Genomic DNA, 15,014 nt, shown 5'->3' with positions numbered 1-15,014 from the left:
TATTCCGAATTACTCAGTGGGTTCGGTAAAGCCCAGCAGCATAGCTGCGATAAAACCGACGATCCAGGCACAGCCTACCGCCAGCAGGAAGGGCAGGATCTGGCCCGGCCCCACCAGCGGCAGCAGCGATAGCCCGGCCGTACCAAATGGGATAATAATCCCAACCTTGCAGGCCGCAATAACCGCGCCCCCCGCAGCGCCGCCGATGCAGCCCGCGATAAAGGGTTTGCCCAGCGGCAGAGACACGCCAAACAGCAGCGGTTCACCGACGCCGATAATCCCCACCGGCAGCGCCCCGGCGATGGTTTTTTTCAGTCGCGGGTTTTTCGTCTTCAGATAGACATAAGCGGCAGCCCCGACCTGCCCCATTCCTCCCATCGCCAGAATGGGGAACAGGTAGTTGAAACCAAAGGTGTCGAGGATCTGGGCGTGGATCGGGATCAGCCCCTGGTGTAGCCCGGTCAGCAGCAGGAACAGGAACCCGCCTCCCAGCATCGCGCCAACAATCACTGACGCCGCAGAATGGTTGAGCAGCGCCAGCGAAACCAGATTACCCAGCCAGAGGTTAACCGCATGGGCCGCAGGCTGTAGAACCAGCAGCGCCGCCAGCGAAGAAACCAGTATTGTCAGCATCGGGGTCAGGATCAGGTCAAGGCTCTCTTTGCACCAGCTGCGAAACCAGAGTTCGAACTTCGCTGCAAACGCGCATACCAGCAGCACGGCAAAAATACCACCGCCGCCCGGCGTCAGACCAAAACCGAACAGCTTAATACCGGCCAGATCCGGGGCGGTAAGGATCGCCGCCATCACCGCACCAATCGCCGGAGAGGCCTGCAGCTCTTTTGAGGTGTTCATACCAATCATAACGGCCAGCACGGCGAAAACCGCTTTGCCGATGACGGTGAACAGCGTGAACAGCTCCTGATGGCTGGCTACCAGGGTCGGAAACAGCAGCTTCACAACGTTAATCAGGCCCAGGATCAGACCGCAGCCAATCAGCGCCGGGATCGTCGGAACAAAAATCGCCGCCAGGGTGTTGAGTGCCCGGCGCACGGAGAACCCTTTTCTCTCCGCCACCGCCGACGGGGAGGAGTCCCCCCCTCCTCGCCGCTTATTAAGCACCCCCACGACTTTCGCCGCTGTGCCCATCCCGACAATAATCTGAAACTGCTCACCCGCATCCACCACGCCTTTGACGCCTTCGGTTTTGCGCAGCACGTCGGCATTAAATTGTGTACGATCGGCCAGCACGATGCGTACCCGGGTCATACAGTTCGTCAGCGTGACGACGTTGCCAAAACCGCCAATATTCTGCTCAATGGCATCCGCCACCGCTTCCAGATGCGCTATCTTATTCGCCATGCGTCCCTCCGGTTCCCAACTGTGATGTTAACGTGCGAAATGGCTCTGCGGCCCGGGTCATCGCCTCTTCAGGCGTCAGGTTCAGCATCTGGCGCAGCACCGCTGCCCGCACGCTGTACCCCACCGATTGCAGCAGAACTCTGGCGCCCGGCTCATCAATGCCGCAAATCTGGCACACCATATGTTCCGCGCGGCGGTAGAGTTTTTCGTTAGACGCCTTCACGTCGATCATAAAGTTGCCGTGCACCTTGCCGAGCTGCGTCATAACGGCGGTGCTGATCATGCCAAGCAGCATCTTTTGTGCCGAGCCGCTCTTCATGCGGGTCGAGCCGGAGAGCACCTCCGCCCCTACGTCCGGTGCGATGGCGATATCTGCCTGTTGCGAAATGGCGCTGGGGCCCCGGGTGGTCATGGCGATGGTTTTAGCCCCCACCTCGCGGGCATAGTCGAGGGCAGCCAGCACGAATGGCGTACGGCCGCTGGCGGCAATGCCCAGCACCACGTCTTCCGCCGTCAGTTTTCTGCTACGTAGCGCTTCTACGGCGGCGGAGCGATCGTCTTCAACATTCTCCACGGCGCGCAGCATGGCGTCCTGCCCCCCCGCAATCACCGCCTGAATCAGTTCAGGATCGGTGCCGAAAGTGGGCGGGCATTCGGCGGAGTCCAGCACCCCAAGGCGTCCGCTGGTTCCCGCCCCGACATAAAAGAGCCGACCGCCCCTTTTCATCTGTGCCGTAATCAGGCGTACGGTGGCTTCCACCTGAGGTAAAACCTGGCTAATTGCCTGCGCAACGCTGGCATCGTGTTGATTCAGCAGCGCCAGCATATCCGGCAGCGGCAAGTCCGCAAAATGGGTGGTTTCGCTATTCTGTTCCTGGCTAATGGTCAGAGAGAGGGTATCCATGATGATTGAGTTTCCTTGAAATGTTTCGACATTTTTAATACACAAAAATGTCGAAACACAACATTTAACTCATAGATGTGTGATTACGCGCAGAAAACAGAGGATCTGTGCGGCAAGAAATGATTGCCTTCGCACCTGACAAGTGGCCCCACCCTCGGCTGAACTTTGTCCGGGTGACGCGCTGCAACCCGAATGAACGCAGGCCTACCCTAACCGACCGACCCACAACACCGGTCTGGGACAATACAAGGCCGATAATCAGGATCCGGCGGTCTGACTCACTACCGGCCCCCATGTAGCCCTGGCCGGGGAGTGGCCAATGATAGCCTCTGACGCCCTGCTTAAGCCGTGAAATTATTTTAATGAGACGCCGTCATGGGGCGGGTGAAAAGCAAGAGAAAGGCAGAGCGTGAAAACACTCTGCCTTATATGAGATCAGAATTCGCGGGAAATAAGAAGGTAACCATTAAAACGTATTGAGCACTCATCTCTATTTACAATAGATGTTCCGATAAAGGTGTTGCGCTTACCTGACCTGTTTTTATATACATACTGAACGGTGAGAATTTTAGCCCCGCTATTAGAGTAATCACTTACCAGAGCATCTAACGAAGAATGCTTTATCTCTCTGAAGTCCTGCATGGCAAAATAGAATGCTGTTTTTTTATTAACGGGTATCGCTTTCAATAGAGTCATCTCTGTTTTATCCCGAACGACCTCTTCTTCAGCTATTTTAAGATCTCGAATCATTGCCCTGTACATTCCGATATCCACCGAAGAATAGATTCTGACGCAGGGTTCCTGCGTTACAGCGGCTAACGCCGGGAAACAGAAAAACAGAATTACCAGAATAATTTTATTCATTCCACGATTAACTCCCTGTCATTGCTTTCCCAGATTTCTCTCCGGTACCTTATTCGCAGAACAATACACCCCTGAGAAGCGCCGCCGGGGTTTCTGGAACTGTCTCCATGAATCATAAATGCATTACGGCCACACATATTATTCGATGCATCGGGCGTCAGCGGTAACGCATAGTTTCCAGCACTCGAACGGCGTGGCGCCTCGATCCGGTACTTGCCGCGCGGCAGCGGCCCTTTGTTTTTCACACACTCCTTTTCCGGATCGTTATAGTACCCTCTGGCTCCTGCGTATTCGGCTGTAAACTGATAGATTCCATTTCGATAAAACCCGGCTTCTCTGACTTTATAGATCCATGTCATGCCGTCGCCCTCCTGTCCCATGAGTCGCTGTGTATCAGGTTACCGTCCAGGTAGCGCCATATGATCTTCTCATAGACCAGACCGATGTACTCCTGATGATTCCGCTTAATACGCACGGCGCTTCGCGGCACGCTGAAAAAAGAGGTAAATTCATCAATTCTTACCTTTTCCAGGTCTATTCTGAAATACTCCTCTTCCTGTCCGGCATCATTGATGCGAAAAAATGAGAAAGTAGCGCGAGGAATAACCAGCCCCATGGTTAATGCCCGATACAGCCAGACGCTGGAAGCATCCGTTTCTTTTTCAAATGCCAGACCGGTATGAATACGCGTTCCTGTTAGCTTTCCGGATAACGCATCACAGGGTATCTCTACGCCTCCCATAAATTCCTGCACTTCAATACTGCCTTCGCGACCCAAAACATTAACGGAACCTTTAATTAAATTCCCAGAATGATCGTACAGCCATAAATAAACAGGTATCGCCATTACCAACGCTCCATGTAGATTTTAATTCCGCCCTTTAAAAAATCACAGCATCCATAAAAATAAAAGGCCACGCTGAATAAGCAGTGACCTGATTCAAATTATTTTATCTAAATCGGGCGAATTAATAGCGCACGCAGACTGATTTCTCTTCGCAATAGCCATCCAGCCAGTCGGGGCCAAACTCGCGACCAGTACCGGACTGTTTCATACCGCCAAACGGCAGGTTGGCGTCGATCAGGGTATGGCTGTTGATCCATACCGTACCGGCCTGTAACCGGGCGCTGTAGTCCAGGGCCTGGCCCAGATTTTGGGTCCAGACGCTGGCGGTCAACCCATACTCCGTGTCATTGGCGAGCCGCAACCCTTCTGCGGCATCCGTCACCCGCACCAGATTAACTACGGGGCCGAACACCTCTTCCCGCACCAGTCGCAGCCCGGCATCGGGGTTGACCACAAGCGTGGGGGCGATATAGAAACCACCATTTCCCGGCCCGGCATCTCCGCTCAAAAGCGTGGCACCACTGGCCCGCGCTTCATCGATAAAAGTCTCGATCTTGCGCTGATGCGCCGCCGAGGCCACCGGGTTGATATGGGCGCTGGCGTCCAGCCCCGCCCCCACCTTCAGCGACTTCACCGCCTGTTCAAACTCCGCCGTCAGGCGGTCAAACAGCGGCGCTTCAATGTAGATACGCGAGCTGGCGGCGCACACCTGCCCCTGGTTCAGGAAGCTGCCGGTCATCAGCCCTTCCACCACCATGGCCGGATCGGCGTCTTTCAGCACCAGCGCCGGATTTTTCCCTCCCAGCTCCAGCGTAATGCGAGTCAGGCGCCCGGCGGCGCTACGCGCAATCTGCTTACCGGTTTGCGTAGAGCCGGTAAAGCTCACCTTCGCCACGCCCGGGTGATTAACCAGCGTCGCGCCACAGGTGGCCCCCTGGCCGGTCACGACGTTGAACACGCCGTCCGGCACTCCGGCTTCGCTTGCCAGTTCCGCCACCCGCAGCAGGGTCAGCGGCGTGGTTTCCGAAGGTTTCATCACGATCGAACAGCCCGCCGCCAGCGCCGGCATCACCTTCCACATCCCAATCATCAGCGGGAAGTTCCATGGCACTATCCCCGCTACCACGCCGATCGGTTCTTTGCGGGTCCAGGCCTGGTAGCGCGCGCCTTCCGGCATGGGAATGGAAAGCTCCAGGGTTCGACCACTGATCCTGGTCGTCAGACCGGCGGTGTAACGCATCCAGTTCAGAGTACAGCCCAGTTCGAAAGCCCGGGAAATGGCGATAGACTTACCCTGCTCCAGGGTTTCCAGTTGGGCCAGTTCTTCGGCGTTCTGTTCCACCAGATCGGCAAAGCGTAACAGCACCCGCTCGCGCATGGCGGGCAGCATATCGGCCCACACCCGGTTTTCAAAAGCGTGACGAGCCGATATTACCGCCCTGTCCACATCGTCGGCGCTGGCGTCGGCGACGCTGGCTATCTGCGCGCCATCGGCGGGATTCCATACCGCCATACGCCCAGCGGACGTCGACGCCTGCCAGCGACCGTCGATATAGAGCCCATGATCACGTTGCAGAAAGCGGTGTACGCTTTCCAGAATCTCAACCTGTGTTGCAGACATAATTTCTCCTTATCAGAGGATGTCGGATCTGTTCAGTCTACATGCGGGGCGCGATCGCGGGTTTTGCTCTCGTGACAATCGTTGTAACAGATGTGGCAAACCACGCAATGACGCGGCGCCGGTACGGATTTTACGTCACCATTTCTCTGTTGCCGAAGTCCCGGGCCGTCGCGACAACCGCCGCTATTGCAGTATGAACCACGGCACAGATAACAGGAGACAGCGTGTGAAAAACAACGACGGGGTCAAAAACTGGCTGGCGCATATCAACAGCGTCTGAGGCGCCTTTTACGGAAGATTCACTGCGCCCTGGCAGAGCGCAGCCCTGAAATGATGAAGCCGGCGCTGATTATTTCTTCATCCAGCGCCCGTTAATACCGCGCACGTACTCGCCGGGCGCGGCGCGGGATACCAGCTTTTGTCCGGCCAGTTTCGCCACTTCCTCGACGGGCACATTATGGCTTTTCGCCAGCGCGCTATAGCTCTGCCGACGCTCCTGATTGATGCGATCCACCAGGGCCTGACTTTGCGGATCCGCCGTGATGGTCGCCAGATAACCGCTCAGCGTTTCGCCTACCCGTCCCTGGCTGCGCGCCTCATCCAGCGTTAGCGCACTGACGCCCATACTCGCCAGCAGGAGCGTCAGACCGCCGACCAGAGCGCTGATATGTCGTTTCATTTTCATCGACTCCGTTAAAAGAGATCGCTGCGGCTCTTCAGCAGCGTCTCCACGTCTTTATCCACTTTGACGTGAATTTCGTGTTCGATCTTCACGTTCATATTGATAGTGATAGGCTCTGATGGCGCTGCTACCTCAATACGCGGCGTACAACCGCTAAGTCCGGTGGCCATCAGCGCCAGCAGGGCGACTCCCCATGCGTTCATTGTTGCTCCTTACAGTTTTGCCCGGCGCAGTGCGCATCAGGCAGGGACATATTCTGCTCCAGCCAGGATTGCAGGTTGTCGCCAAAGCGCAGGCTGCGCCACAGCGTAAAAAGGTTTTCCTGATGGGTATAATTGAGCTTAACGGTACCGTTTTTACCGTTAACCCGGCCGGTGCCCTCCAGATTCGAGGTCATGGTCAGCACCCCAAGATTATCGAGATTAATCGTGGTCCATGAGTGGGAGATTTCCATATAGCGCAGCCAGTTAATAGCAGAGCCCGCCGTCACGTTATCCTGAACGATAGCGTCGGCCATATCTTTGTCGAGCCGCAGGGTCAACGGGCCGCGGGCCGTCACCCAGCCGTCTTTCACAATCCATTGCGGATGGTTAAACCAGACGGGCAGCGCGCCTTCAATACGCCCGGAAAGCGCGAACTGCTTGGGATTCAGCGCGCTGACCAGTTCACTGGAAGAGATATTGTGCAACCGCAGCAGCGCCGGATCGCGCTGCGGCATTCGCAGTTGCTTCATCAGCAGACTGCCGCCCAGCAGATCCACACTGACGTCACTGAGCAGCAGAGGATGCGCTTCGCTCCAGGGATACCAGCCCTGGAGATCGGCTCTCAGCTTACGGGCCACCGTCTGGCTTTCGATCTCTTCGATGCGCAGCCGCACCGGGCCGCGAGTGCCCAGATGCCATGTGGCGTCGCTGTAGCGGAACGGCAACACAAAATCAACGCCGTTGATTTTACTGTCCGGCAACCAGGCGCTGCCGCCTTTCAGCACGCCGTGCCCCCCGGCTTCAAACCCCTGGCCGGCCGCCGCGGAAAACGCCACCTGGGCATAAAGTTCGCCGGATTTAAGCGCCAGCTTCCAGTCCTGCGGCAGCAGCGGCTGAAAGACCGACAGCCGCTGACGCGGCCACCAGGCCTCGCCGCGCAGGCGCTCACCATCCCAGCGGCCGTGAACCCGCACCGGGCCAATCTCTTGCGCCGTCAAATCGCCGCGATACAGGAAGTTGGTAGGCTCTTTACCCTTCACCTCGAAATTGAGCACCGCGGGCGGCAGTTCGCTACCGCCGGAAAATTGCGTGCGGCCAGCATGCAGCGTCAAAGCGCCGCTGAAGTCCGGCTGCTGCGGATTGCGCTGCCAGACCACCGGTTTCACCAGGGAGAGGCGCGGCTGATGTACCGTCATGCTGCCGTACTGCAACTGATCGAATCCGGTAGAGAGTTCCGCCAGCCGGATTACGCTGTCGCGCCATTCGCCTTCTCCTTTCACATCCCAGCGGGCGTGCATCGGGCTGAACAGGCCATCCCCCCAATAGCGCCACTCCCATAGCCCTTTGTCCGGCAGAAAATCACGGGCCTGACCGTCCAGATGCAGGGTGAAATTGCCCATCTCATTTTCGTGGGCGCGCAGAATAGCCTGTAACCGGCCATCCACCCCGTTTCGGGTCAGTCTTACCCCCGCCAGCGGCCAGCGAACTTCGTCAATATTCAGCGAATCGATCACCCGTCCGCGCGAACGCAGCAGCGCGCCGGGCTGGAAATGCAGGGCGGGATCCAGCAGCGGCCCGCTCAGTTTTCCGGGCAGCATGGCGTAAAAGATCATCTGATTCTGTTTGGCTTCACCGGTCAGGCGCAGCGGCATACTGCTTTCGGTCATACTGAGGTGTCCGGGCCCCAGCGTCAGTACGGCGTTGCCTTTACCGGCGTCGCCTTCGGTCAGTACGCTTATTCGGGCAGTGATTTGCGCCTGCTCCAGACCTTTCTGCCAGTCGTCGACCTGAAGCGCCAGGCGACCGCTCAGGGGAAATCCGGCCCAGGGCCAGAGCCAGCGCCCGTCGCTGATTTTCAGGCGATCGCGGCTCAACTCCCACGGCAGATCGAGCAGCGGCTCCGCCAGATCCTGGCTGCCTATCAGCAGCTGGCCGCGGTTGCTTTCCCACTCCAGCTCAGCGGTGGCGTGACGCGGCTCCTGCGGCAGCGTCATGCTCGCTTTCACATGGCCATGAGTCGGCAGCCCGTCCGGCATCAGGGCCAGTTTCACCTCGCCCACCAGCCTGGCTGGCTCCATGCCGGAAAAAGGCCGCGCTTCAAACTGCTTAATGATAAGGTCGCGGCCATTGAGCACCGCTTTCAGAGCGATCAGCTCGCCATTGAAGCTGAGCTGTTGACTGTCGGGCGTCATCTCCAGCTGTAGCGCGCCGCTGTACTGTGGCACGGAAGTTAGCGTCAGACGCTCGATAGCCACGCTGGAGTTGGGCAACATCTGCTGCCACCCGGCCAGGGTACGCGTCTTCTCAGAGGGAGTATCGTCAATGGGGATGTTGCTAAAACAGTCTGGATTTAGCGTCAGTTCGCCAACCTTCAGGCTCCAGCGTCCGGGGTGGCGCAGCGCCGCCGACTTAAGGCTTGCCAGCTCGCATTCGCCAGCCAGATAGCGCAAATCCGGAAGAATCAGCGCCCCCTCTCTGATTCGGGGGCCAGAAGTCATGGCGATCCGGGTTCCCTGCGGCAGCCAGACTCCAGCCAGAGTCGGCAACCATTGCGCTACCGTTAACATCAGCGTCAGCGGCAACAAAATCAATAACAACAGTAGCGCGAGGAGTGCTTTGTATTTACCCTTCATGGGCCGTTAATGTCCTGATTAAGCAAGATTTCAGGCCGAAACAGGTCGTTATTCTGACACGTTTAGCCAACCAGGTGAAGTTGGGTACCTTCCGCGAGCCTCAATGGCCTAAACTAATAAGTATGTACCAGATATGTAGCGCATTATTTTAAAATTGTCAGACAATATTAGCGGTGATAATCTCTGCCATCAGAACCACTGGAGAAAGTCTTATGAAACTGGCCGTATACAGTACAAAACAGTATGACAAAAAGTATTTGCAGCATGTTAACCAGGAATATGGTTTTGATCTCGAATTTTTTGACTTTCTTCTGACCGAAAAAACGGCTAAAACAGCCCACGATTGTGAAGCCGTTTGCCTGTTCGTTAATGATGACGGCAGCCGCCCGGTGCTGGAAGAGTTAAAAAGTCAGGGAGTGAAATATATCGCCCTGCGCTGCGCCGGATTCAATAACGTCGATCTCGATGCCGCCAAAGAGCTGGGGCTACGGGTGGTGCGGGTTCCCGCCTACTCGCCGGAAGCGGTGGCCGAACATGCAGTGGGAATGATGATGTGCCTGAACCGCCGCATTCATCGCGCCTGGCTGCGTACCCGCGACGCCAACTTCTCGCTGGAGGGGCTGACCGGCTTCACCATGCACGGCAAGACTGCGGGAATTATCGGTACCGGTAAGATAGGCACCGCCACCCTTCGCATACTGAAAGGCTTCGGTATGCGCCTGCTGGCTTTTGATCCCTACCCGAACCCGGATGCCCTGGATCTGGGTGCCGAATATGTGGATCTGCCCACGCTGCTGACCCGGTCCGACGTGATCAGCCTGCATTGCCCCATGACGCCAGAAAACTATCACCTGCTGAATGCCAATGCCTTCGCGCAGATGAAAGACGGCGTGATGATTATCAACACCAGCCGCGGCGGACTCATCGATTCCCAGGCGGCTATCGACGCCCTGAAAACCCAGAAGATCGGCGCGCTGGGGATGGACGTTTACGAAAACGAACGCGACCTGTTCTTTGAGGACAAATCCAACGATGTTATCCAGGACGATGTTTTCCGCCGACGTTCCGCCTGCCATAACGTATTGTTTACCGGGCACCAGGCCTTTCTGACTGCGGAAGCCTTGATCAGCATTTCAGAGACCACCCTGAAGAATCTGGATCAACTGGCAAAAGGCGAAGCCTGCCCCAATGAGCTGAACGGTTAATCTTCTGCGCGCGGTCACGAGCGCGCGCTTTTCAGACAATGCCGCAAAGACGGCGCCATTACTCGCTGCCACACTTCCGGCAGCGTCAACCAGACAATCTCAGGGAGAAGATATGAAGAAGTCACTGGCCACGCTTCTGGTGGCATGCAGCGCGCTGACAGGATGCGCACAGAGCGATAGCAAGGCTACGGGCGCCAGCGCAGAGCAGCTCCAGCACCACCGCTTCCTGCTGGAAAGCGTGGATGGAAAACCGCTGACGCTGTCAGATAAAAGCAAACGCCAGCCGGAGATAGACTTCGGCGAGAAAATGCATATTTCCGGCGCGATGTGTAACCGCTTCACCGGTCAGGGCGAACTGAGCAACGGCATGCTGAAAGCGCAGCTGGCCTCAACCCGAATGATGTGCGTCGATCCACAGCTCAACGCGCTGGATACGCTGTTCGGTCAGATGATGACCGCGGGCGTTCACGTCAGCGTAAATGGCGACAGGCTGACGCTGAAAAACCAGCAGCACACCCTGGTCTATAAACGCGCCGAATGGGTTAACTAAACTCAGTAACTTCCGCAGTTGCCGGACGCCAGCGCCCTTTCGCTGCAGCGCTTACCGTTCGGCAACGCGCACATCCCCATCGACGTTCCGTCAAGCTGGCGCGCGACGGAAAGCGAACCGCCAATCATGGCGCAACTGGCTTCCCCCTGTGCGGACATCGCCGCTCGCGTGCCTGGCGCAACGTGCGCGGCAGTCCCCTGCTGCTGCGGCTCGCTGCTGCATGCGGACAAAAATAAAACGCTGGCTGCCAACCAAAATCCTGCGCGCATCTGCTGTCTCCCCCTGGTTTACATTATTTCCGACACAAAACTTTTGAATCATAGGTCAGCCAGACGGCTGGCGTCGAGGGACAAAACGCGATATTTCATTTTCTGAAACAGATTTTTGCGCGTTTTTATGATCCCGTTCATTTTTTGTCTCGTGACATTGTCACTTACAGGCTAAACCACAGTACGGGCGGTATCCGGGGGACACAAAAATGAAAATGCCGATTTCAGGCCTCTGCTAAGATAAAAGCATATCCATACACAGCAGATTGTTATTCCTTATTACGGATACGCCGACAGGCGTATCCTCTTTTTGGCGCAATGTGAAGGTAACTTATGATTACAACTGACGGGAATGGCGCCGTCGCGTCCGTAGCCTGGCGCACCAGCGAAGTGATCGCAATTTACCCGATTACCCCCAGCTCAACCATGGCCGAACACGCGGGCGCCTGGTCAGCAGACGGAATGAAAAACGTCTGGGGCGATCGGCCACAGGTCGTGGAAATGCAGTCCGAAGCCGGAGCCATCGCGACGGTGCACGGCGCTCTGCAAACCGGCGCGCTGTCGACCACTTTTACCTCCTCCCAGGGACTGCTGCTGATGATCCCGACGCTGTATAAGCTCGCCGGTCAGCTAATGCCCTTCGTGCTGCACGTGGCAGCGCGTACCGTCGCCACTCACGCGCTGTCGATTTTTGGCGATCACTCCGATGTGATGGCGGTGCGCCAGACCGGTTGCGCCATGCTGTGTGCCGCCAGCGTTCAGGAAGCTCAGGACTTTGCGCTGATCGCCCAGATGGCGACGCTGAACAGCCGCATCCCCTTTATTCATTTCTTCGACGGCTTTCGGACATCGCATGAAATCAATAAGATCGCTCCACTTTCGGACGACACTCTGCGTGAGCTGATGCCCCAGTCGGCCATTGACGAACATCGGGCCCGGGCCCTGACCCCCGAGCACCCCGTCATTCGCGGCACTTCCGCCAATCCGGATACTTACTTCCAGTCCCGCGAAGCCACCAACCCCTGGTATAACGCGGTCTGCGAGCATGTGGAAAAAGCGATGGATGATTTCGCCGCCGCGACCGGACGCCAGTACCGCCCGTTTGAATACTACGGGCACCCCGAGGCGGAGCGGGTTATCGCCCTGATGGGGTCGGCCATCGGCACCTGTGAAGAGGTGGTGGACGAACTGCTCAAGCGCGGCGAAAAAGTCGGCGTTGTGAAAGTTCGCCTGTATCGCCCCTTCTCGGCCCGTCGCCTGCTGGAAGCTCTGCCCCAGAGCGTGCGCAGCCTGGCGGTGCTGGATCGCACCAAAGAGCCAGGCGCCCTGGCGGAGCCGCTACATCTCGACATCATGACCGCGCTGGCGGAAGCGTACAGCAGCGGCGAGCGCGAAACTCTGCCCAGGGTTATCGGCGGGCGTTATGGTCTTTCTTCCAAAGAGTTCGGCCCCGACTGCGCGCTGGCGGTGTTCCGCGAGCTGCAGGCCGAGCGGCCGAAGCCGCGCTTTACTGTTGGCATCTATGACGATGTCACGAATCTTTCCCTGGCGCTGCCTTCCGATGATCTGCCGTCGGATGCCCGACTCTCAGCGCTGTTTTACGGTCTGGGCAGCGACGGCACCGTTTCCGCCACCAAGAACAACATCAAGATTATCGGCAACGCCACCCCGTGGTATGCCCAGGGCTATTTCGTCTACGACTCCAAAAAGGCAGGCGGCCTGACGGTTTCCCATCTGCGGGTGAGCGAACATCCCATTCGTTCGGCCTATCTGGTGGAGAAGGCCGATTTTATCGGCTGCCATCAGCTGCAGTTCATCGATAAATATGCCATGGTGGAGCACCTTAAACCCGGCGGCCTGTTCCTGCTGAACACCCCCTATGAGCCGGAAGAGGTGTGGGAGCGCCTGCCTCAGGAGGTTCAGTCGCAGCTGCGCGCGAAGAACGCCCGCCTGTGGGTCATTAACGCCACACGTATCGCCCGCGAATGCCAGCTTGGTGCGCGCATTAACACCGTGATGCAGATGGCCTTCTTCCACCTGACCGAGATTCTGCCGGGCGACAGCGCGCTGCAGGAACTCCAGGGCGCTGTCGCCCGGAGCTACAGCAGCAAAGGCCAGGAGCTGGTAGAGCGCAACTGGCAGGCGCTGGCGCTGGCCCGGGAGTCCCTGAGCCAGGTAACGCTGGGGGATGTGCTGGATAACAGCCACCATATGCCTCCGGTGGTAGCCGACGCCGCGCCGGACTTTGTCAAAACGGTCACCGCCGCCATGCTGGCGGGACTGGGGGATGCGCTGCCGGTTTCCGCCCTGCCGCCTGATGGCACCTGGCCGGTGGGCACCACCCGCTGGGAAAAACGCAACATTGCCGACGAGATCCCCATCTGGAAGCCGGATATCTGCACCCAGTGTAACCACTGCGTGGCCGCCTGCCCCCATGCCGCTATCCGCGCCAAAGTGGTCGCGCCCGGGGAAATGGAAAGCGCCCCCGGTTCGCTCCAGTCGCTGGATGTGAAATCCCGGGATATGCGCGGCCAGAAATATGTGCTGCAGGTGGCGCCGGAAGACTGCACCGGCTGTAATCTGTGCGTGGAGGTGTGCCCGGCCAAAGATCGCCAGAACCCGGAAATCAAGGCCATCAATATGATGTCGCGTCTGGAGCACGTCGAGGAAGAAAAAGCCAATTACGACTTCTTCCTCAATCTGCCGGAGATTGACCGCAGCAAGCTGGAGCGTATCGATATCCGTACCTCGCAGTTGATTACGCCGCTGTTTGAATACTCCGGCGCCTGTTCCGGCTGCGGTGAGACGCCCTACATCAAGCTGCTGACCCAACTGTATGGCGATCGGATGATGGTGGCCAACGCAACCGGCTGTTCGTCGATTTACGGCGGTAATCTGCCCTCCACCCCCTGGACCACCGATGAACATGGCCGCGGCCCGGCCTGGGCTAACTCGCTGTTCGAAGATAACGCCGAATTCGGATTAGGCTTCCGCCTGACGGCGAACCAGCATGCGGATCGCGTCCGGCGCCTGTTAACCCAACTGGCTGACCAGCTTCCTGCAACGCTTGTAGAACAGCTGAACGCCGAGGCTGAAATTCCCGAACGCCGGGAACAGATAGCCGCGCTGCGCCAGGCGCTGGCGGATATCGACGCCCCGCAGGCTCGCCAATTAGAGACCGACGCCGACGCGCTGGTGGATAAATCTATCTGGCTCATCGGCGGTGACGGCTGGGCCTACGATATCGGCTACGGCGGTCTGGATCACGTGCTGAGTCTGAGCGAAAACGTCAACGTGCTGGTGCTGGATACCCAGTGCTACGCCAACACCGGCGGTCAGGCCTCCAAGGCCACGCCGCTGGGAGCGGTAATGAAGTTTGCCGAACAGGGCAAGCGTAAGGCGCGTAAGGATTTGGGGGTAAATGTGATGATGTACGGCCACGTCTACGTTGCCCAGATAGCGCTGGGCGCCCAGCTAAACCAGGCCGTGAAGGCGCTACAGGAGGCCGAAGCCTACGACGGCCCGTCGCTGGTCATCGCTTACAGCCCCTGCGTGGAGCACGGTTACGACCTGGCCCTGAGTCACGATCAAATGCGTCAGCTGACCGCCACCGGCTTCTGGCCGCTTTATCGCTTCGATCCGCGCCGCGCCGAGCAGGGAAAACCGCCGCTCTCGCTGGATTCCCGCCCGCCGTCGGACGCGCTGGCGGAAACCCTGCTTAACGAGCAGCGCTTCCGACGCCTGAACGTCAGCCAGCCGGAAGTGGCGGAACAGCTATGGCAGGAGGCCGCCAGCTCCCTGCAACGCCACTACGACTTCCTGGCGATGCTGGCCGGTAAGCAGCAGAGTAAAAGCGGCGAATAACCGTCGCCCT

Annotated in this window: 13 protein-coding genes; 3 read left to right on the top strand and 10 right to left on the bottom strand. The window is 58.0% G+C overall.

What is annotated here, in order from left to right; all coding sequences use genetic code 11:
- Positions 1 to 9: 9 nt before the first annotated feature.
- The 9 genes from V3W49_RS17335 to V3W49_RS17295 all read right to left on the bottom strand — a co-directional run bounded on the left by V3W49_RS17335 (position 10) and on the right by V3W49_RS17295 (position 9,116).
- Entirely contained in the window at positions 10 to 1,362 is a 1,353-nt protein-coding gene (locus V3W49_RS17335) for a PTS transporter subunit EIIC (RefSeq protein ID WP_500147169.1), read from the bottom strand.
- Positions 1,352 to 2,266: an N-acetylmuramic acid 6-phosphate etherase gene (murQ, locus tag V3W49_RS17330; protein ID WP_500147168.1), complete on the bottom strand. Its 915-nt coding sequence runs from the start codon at positions 2,264 to 2,266 to the stop codon at positions 1,352 to 1,354. Before murQ ends, V3W49_RS17335 begins: the two co-directional genes overlap by 11 nt.
- A 435-nt stretch (positions 2,267 to 2,701) precedes the next feature.
- Positions 2,702 to 3,130 (bottom strand): hypothetical protein, encoded by a 429-nt coding sequence (locus tag V3W49_RS17325; RefSeq protein ID WP_500147167.1) that lies wholly within the window; start codon positions 3,128 to 3,130, stop codon positions 2,702 to 2,704.
- Positions 3,127 to 3,489, bottom strand: coding sequence for a tlde1 domain-containing protein (locus V3W49_RS17320; RefSeq protein ID WP_500147166.1), 363 nt, complete (start codon positions 3,487 to 3,489; stop codon positions 3,127 to 3,129). Before V3W49_RS17320 ends, V3W49_RS17325 begins: the two co-directional genes overlap by 4 nt.
- Entirely contained in the window at positions 3,486 to 3,977 is a 492-nt protein-coding gene (locus V3W49_RS17315) for an Hcp family type VI secretion system effector (protein WP_500147165.1), read from the bottom strand. Before V3W49_RS17315 ends, V3W49_RS17320 begins: the two co-directional genes overlap by 4 nt.
- Positions 3,978 to 4,098: 121 nt before the next feature.
- Positions 4,099 to 5,598, bottom strand: a complete 1,500-nt coding sequence (locus V3W49_RS17310) for an aldehyde dehydrogenase family protein (protein ID WP_500147163.1) — start codon at positions 5,596 to 5,598, stop codon at positions 4,099 to 4,101.
- 349 nt (positions 5,599 to 5,947) lie between these two features.
- A complete protein-coding gene (locus V3W49_RS17305; RefSeq protein ID WP_500147161.1) occupies positions 5,948 to 6,277 on the bottom strand; it encodes a YdbL family probable chaperone protein in 330 nt (109 codons plus the stop codon).
- 14 nt (positions 6,278 to 6,291) lie between these two features.
- Entirely contained in the window at positions 6,292 to 6,483 is a 192-nt protein-coding gene (locus V3W49_RS17300; RefSeq protein ID WP_500147160.1) for a YnbE family lipoprotein, read from the bottom strand.
- Positions 6,480 to 9,116: a YdbH family protein gene (locus V3W49_RS17295; protein ID WP_500147159.1), complete on the bottom strand. Its 2,637-nt coding sequence runs from the start codon at positions 9,114 to 9,116 to the stop codon at positions 6,480 to 6,482. Before V3W49_RS17295 ends, V3W49_RS17300 begins: the two co-directional genes overlap by 4 nt.
- A gap of 212 nt (positions 9,117 to 9,328) precedes the next feature.
- Here V3W49_RS17295 and V3W49_RS17290 point away from each other — a divergent pair, with 212 nt between their 5' ends.
- Positions 9,329 to 10,321, top strand: coding sequence for a 2-hydroxyacid dehydrogenase (locus tag V3W49_RS17290; RefSeq protein ID WP_500147157.1), 993 nt, complete (start codon positions 9,329 to 9,331; stop codon positions 10,319 to 10,321).
- A gap of 112 nt (positions 10,322 to 10,433) precedes the next feature.
- Positions 10,434 to 10,871 carry a heat shock protein HslJ gene (gene hslJ, locus V3W49_RS17285; protein ID WP_500147156.1) on the top strand — a complete coding sequence of 146 codons (438 nt, stop codon included), beginning with the start codon at positions 10,434 to 10,436 and terminating at the stop codon, positions 10,869 to 10,871.
- Between the two features lie 2 nt (positions 10,872 to 10,873).
- On the opposite strand, the gene V3W49_RS17280 is transcribed toward hslJ, so the two are convergent.
- Positions 10,874 to 11,140: a putative hemolysin gene (locus V3W49_RS17280; RefSeq protein WP_500147155.1), complete on the bottom strand. Its 267-nt coding sequence runs from the start codon at positions 11,138 to 11,140 to the stop codon at positions 10,874 to 10,876.
- 333 nt (positions 11,141 to 11,473) lie between these two features.
- Here V3W49_RS17280 and nifJ point away from each other — a divergent pair, with 333 nt between their 5' ends.
- Entirely contained in the window at positions 11,474 to 15,004 is a 3,531-nt protein-coding gene (gene nifJ / locus V3W49_RS17275) for a pyruvate:ferredoxin (flavodoxin) oxidoreductase (protein ID WP_500147153.1), read from the top strand.
- Positions 15,005 to 15,014 lie beyond the last annotated feature (10 nt).

It is taken from the genome of Rosenbergiella sp. YN46 (assembly GCF_036620675.1).
Classification (GTDB): Bacteria; Pseudomonadota; Gammaproteobacteria; order Enterobacterales; family Enterobacteriaceae; genus Jejubacter.
The sequence above is the reverse complement of the archived record's forward strand: the minus strand, read 5'-3'. Positions and strand labels throughout refer to the sequence as shown.